General features: G+C 61.7%; 4 protein-coding genes. 1 reads left to right on the plus strand and 3 read right to left on the minus strand.

All coding sequences use genetic code 11. From position 1 onward, the window contains the following. Nucleotides 1-158: 158 nt before the first annotated feature. The 3 genes from csrA to alaS all read right to left on the minus strand — a co-directional run bounded on the left by csrA (nt 159) and on the right by alaS (nt 4549). The gene (gene csrA, locus QZY06_RS05270; protein WP_022975404.1) at nt 159-350 is read right to left on the minus strand and encodes a carbon storage regulator CsrA; all 192 of its coding nucleotides are present in this window, start codon (nt 348-350) and stop codon (nt 159-161) included. A gap of 237 nt (nt 351-587) precedes the next feature. Then, nucleotides 588-1820: an aspartate kinase gene (locus QZY06_RS05275; protein ID WP_273457120.1), complete on the minus strand. Its 1233-nt coding sequence runs from the start codon at nt 1818-1820 to the stop codon at nt 588-590. A gap of 104 nt (nt 1821-1924) precedes the next feature. Beyond that, complete coding sequence (gene alaS / locus QZY06_RS05280; RefSeq protein WP_295681175.1) at nt 1925-4549, minus strand: alanine--tRNA ligase; 2625 nt, start codon at nt 4547-4549, stop codon at nt 1925-1927. Between the two features lie 75 nt (nt 4550-4624). On the opposite strand from alaS, the gene QZY06_RS05285 reads away from it, so the two are divergent. Further along, on the plus strand, nt 4625-4913 hold a 289-nt coding region (locus QZY06_RS05285), incomplete at its 3' end, for a TonB-dependent receptor (protein WP_295681179.1).

A 4913-nucleotide genomic window follows, 5' to 3' on the forward strand; every position in this document is an offset into this window, starting at 1 on the left:
ATACTCCCTTAGCAGGGGAGCGCCTTCGTCCACTCGGCCATCTCTCCTGAATGCTGCAGAGAGCAACACTGCGATATCACTCAAATATTATAGCGGCGACGGCCTTAACCGTAAAGCAATTTGTCGCCGAAATCCCCAAGGAATACTGAACCGGGGGCTCAACTCGGGATCGTCGTATCTTCCCCACGCTCGACTCGAATCCGCTCGAAGATCTCTTCGCGGTGGACCGAAACATCCTTGGGCGCCTTCACCCCGATCCGCACCTGATTGCCTTTGATACCCAACACGGTGACCGTTACATCGTCGCCGATGACCAGAGTCTCCCCGACCCTGCGCGTCAAAATCAGCATCACTGCTCTCCATTCCCTGATCCTGCAGTGGCGTGAAACGCTCACCGAGCCCGGACCCGTTAGATCGGGTCTCTGTCTGCGCGAATCATAACGCCGTCAGGTTGGCAAAGCCTCAGCAAGTAAACGGAAAATTCATGTTTCCGACAGAAGGCCGCAACACTCACCGATGTCGTCATCAACACCTGTGAGATGCCCGCCTTGACTCGGATCCATCAGCGACGCAAGCCAACGCGCGCTTCAGGCTGCTTGTTCGAGATCGAAAGCCTTGTGCAGCGAGCGCACGGCAAGCTCCAGATACTTGTCTTCGACGACCACGGAAATCTTGATCTCCGAAGTCGAAATCATCCGGATGTTGATGCTCTCGGCTGCCAGCGTCTTGAACATCTTCGCGGCGATACCGGCATGCGAGCGCATGCCGACGCCGACCAGCGAGACCTTGCAGATGTCGGTCGCGGTGCGAATGCCCTTGGCACCGAGTGACTCGGCCACTTTCTTCGACACTTCCGCGGCCCGTTCCAGTTCGCCGCGCGACACGGTGAAGGTGAAATCGGTCATGCCATCGGCACCGACGTTCTGCACGATCATGTCGATTTCGATATTCGCGTCCCCGATCGGCCCCAGGATCGCGGCAGCGATGCCCGGACGATCCGGCACGCCGGCGACTGTCAGCTGCGCTTCGTCCCGGCTGAACGCGATGCCGGCAATCAACGGATCTTCCACTTTGCTTCCCCCAACGTTTTCGTCCAGCGTGATCAGCGTGCCCGGGCCATCGACGAAGGTCGACAGCACGCGCAGCGGTACCTTGTATTTACCTGCGAATTCGACCGAGCGGATCTGCAGCACCTTCGAGCCGAGACTCGCGAGTTCGAGCATTTCCTCGAAGGTGATCTTGCTCAGGCGTCGGGCTTTGGGCTCGACTCGAGGATCGGTCGTATAAACGCCGTCCACGTCCGTGTAGATCTGGCATTCATCGGCTTTCAGCGCGGCAGCAAGCGCAACACCGGTGGTGTCCGAACCGCCGCGACCGAGCGTGGTGATGTTGCCGTCGCAGTCGACACCCTGGAAACCGGCAACCACCGGCACGATGCCGGCATTGCAATCGGCCATCAGCCGTTCGGTGTCGATGTGCTGGATGCGCGCCTTGTTGTAGGCCTTGTCGGTGCGGATCGACACCTGTGCGCCGGTATACGAACGCGCGGCCACGCCCATCTTGTCGAGCGCAATCGCCAGCATCGCGATCGTCACCTGCTCGCCGGTCGCGATCATCTGATCGAGTTCGCGGGCCAGCGGCCGGGGATTGATCGCTTTCGCGAGCTTGATCAGACGATCGGTTTCGCCGGACATCGCCGACACCACGACCACCACCTGATCACCACGCGCCCGAGCGGCGGCGACCTTCGAGGCGACGTGTTCGATGCGCTCGACCGAGCCCATCGAAGTGCCGCCGTACTTCTGCACTAGCAAAGCCATTGAAGCGGTTTCCAGTTTCCGGTTGTTGGTTCCCAGAGAAGCATGTCCTTACCGACAAGCCGCCTGCTTCTCTGGAAACGGGCAACTTGCTGCTGCAAATGGATTCAGCCCAGTTTCTGCTCGATCCATTGCTGCGCCGAGGCCAGGGCCGCTGGCAGATTTTCCGGCTGCGTGCCGCCGCCCTGCGCCATGTCGGGACGACCACCGCCCTTGCCGCCGACTTGCGCCGCAACAAACGCCAGCAGTTCACCGGCCTTGAGCTTGGCAGTCAGGTCCGCCGTCACGCCGGCGATCAAATTGACCTTGTCAGCGCCGACGACGCCGAGCAGCACGACACCCGAACCAAGCTTGTTCTTCAGCTGATCGAGCAGGTTGCGAAGTTCGCCGCTATCGACACCGTCCACTGCCGTCACCAGCACCTTCACGCCATTGACCAGCTTGGCCTGTCCGGCAAGTTCATCACCCGCGCTGGCGGCCAGCTTGCCCTTGAGCTGGGCAAGCTCTTTTTCGAGTTGCTTCTGCGCTTCGAGCATCGCCGTAATGCGCGCGCCAAGCTCGGCCGGCGAAGACTTCAGCATCGACGCCGCGCCGCTCAGACGCGCCTGCAAGTCATTGACGAATGCGAGCGCGTTATCGCCGGTCACCGCCTCGACACGACGCACGCCGGCCGCCACACCGCCTTCGTAAACAATCTTGAACAGCCCGATGTCACCGGTGCGGCTCACATGAGTGCCGCCGCAAAGCTCACGCGAACTGCCGATGTCGAGCACGCGCACTTCGTCGCCGTATTTTTCGCCGAACAGCATCATCGCGCCGGTCTTCTTCGCTTCCTCGATCGGCAGCACGCGCGCCTGCGTCGCGACGTTGGCGAGGATTTCGGAGTTGACCAGACGCTCGACTTCGGCCAGTTCCGCAGCCGTCATCGGGCCGGTGTGGGCGAAGTCGAAACGGGTCTTGTCGGCATCGACCAGCGAGCCCTTCTGCTGCACATGACCACCGAGCACATCGCGCAGCGCCTTGTGCATCAGGTGAGTGACGGAATGGTTGCGCATCGTCGCGCGGCGCTGACTGATCGCCACCGTTGCCGTGATCGTGTCCCCGAGCTTCAGCGCACCGGTTTCGAGCTTGCCGACATGGGCAAACGCGCCACCCTTGATCTTCTGCGTATCGGCAACCACGAAGCCGCCAACGGTCCCAGCGTCACCACCCTGACCACCGCTTTCGGCATAGAACGGCGTGCGATCGAGCACCACCGCGCCTTCGTCGTCAGCTGCCAGCGCGTCGACCGCGACACTGCCGCGATAAAGACCAACCACCTTGGCGTCGTCGATGACTGTCTGCTCATAACCGAGAAAGACCGTCGCCGGGCCTTCGTACTTGAGCCCTTCACCGGCAGTAAACTTGCTGGCTGCGCGCGCACGGGTGCGCTGCGCTTCCATCTCGCGGTCATAGCCGGCTTCGTCGAGCTTCAGGTTGCGCTCGCGCGCGATGTCGGCAGTCAGATCGAACGGGAAGCCGTAGGTGTCGTAGAGCTTGAACACCACTTCACCGGGAATCACGTCGCTCTTGAGAATGCCGATCGCGTCCTCGAGCAGCTTCATGCCCTTGTCGAGCGTCGTCGCGAAGCTGTCTTCTTCGCTGCGGATCACTTGCTCGATGCGAGCGCGCTGCTCGCGTAGTTCCGGATAAGCCTCGCCCATCGCCTCGGCCAGCGGCGCAACCAGCTTCCAGAAGAAAGCCTCGCTCAGGCCCAGCTTGTAGCCATGACGAATCGCGCGACGCATGACCCGGCGCAGCACGTAGCCGCGCCCTTCGTTCGATGGCGTCACGCCGTCGATGATCAGGAAGGCAGCCGAGCGAATATGGTCGGCGACCACTTTCTGCGATGCACTGGCGTAGGGCGCCGTGTTCGACAGCTTGGCGATCGCGTTGACCAGGATCTTGAAGGTATCGATCTGGTAGTTGTCGTTGGTGCCCTGCATCAGCGCGCTGATGCGCTCCAGGCCCATGCCGGTGTCGACGCTCGGTGCCGGCAGCTTGCTCAGCTCGCCGCTCTTCGAGCGGTCGAACTGCATGAACACGACGTTCCAGATTTCGATCCAGCGGTCGCCATCTTCTTCCGGCGAACCCGGAGGGCCGCCGTAGATGCCCTTCGACCCATCGGGATCGTGGTCGTAGAAGATTTCCGTGCACGGACCGCAGGGACCGGTGTCGCCCATCGCCCAGAAATTGTCCGAAGCGTAAGGCGCACCCTTATTGTCGCCGATGCGGACGATGCGCTCGGCCGGGATACCCATCTGGCGATGCCAGATGTCATAGGCCTCGTCATCGGTGTGGTAGACGGTGACCAGCAGGCGATTCTTGTCGATCGCCAGCCATTCGGCGCCGGTGATGAACTCCCAGGCGAAGCGAATCGCATCCGGCTTGAAATAGTCGCCGAACGAGAAGTTGCCGAGCATCTCGAAGAAGGTGTGATGCCGTGCGGTGTAGCCGACGTTCTCGAGATCGTTGTGCTTGCCGCCGGCGCGTACGCAGCGCTGGCTCGACGTGGCGCGAGTGTACGGCCGCTTGTCCTGGCCGGTGAACACGTCCTTGAACTGCACCATGCCGGAGTTGGTGAACAGCAGGGTCGGATCGTTGCTCGGCACCAGCGACGACGACGGCACCACCGCATGGCCTTGCCGACGGAAGTATTCGAGGAAGCGTGCGCGCAGTTCGTTGCTGTTCATATCGTGCTTAGGCCAGGCGACCCGGGCGAAAAAAGTCGCGCATGGTAGCGCGCAAGACCCTGTAGCCGCTAGGTTTTGGCGGGTTTTCCGGCCGGCTTTAACCAGCGTTCGAACACGATCAGGCTATTCCTCAGGCTCATCTTCGGCGTCGAGGTCTGGGAGCGGAACCTGGAGAGCAGGAGGGAGCGCTTTGACGGGCACCTGGGGCGGATCATCGGGGAGCGTCCCGTTCCCGCGTCGTCCTATCTCAGTGCCGGGGCGTTCCTGCAGGACACCTGGGATCTGGTGCCGGAACGGCTCTCCCTGACCTTCGGCGGGCGGTACGACCTGATCAGGGTTGAAAACAACGAAGTCTGGAATCCGG

Source organism: uncultured Nevskia sp., assembly GCF_903885465.1.
Taxonomy (GTDB): Bacteria; Pseudomonadota; Gammaproteobacteria; order Nevskiales; family Nevskiaceae; genus Nevskia.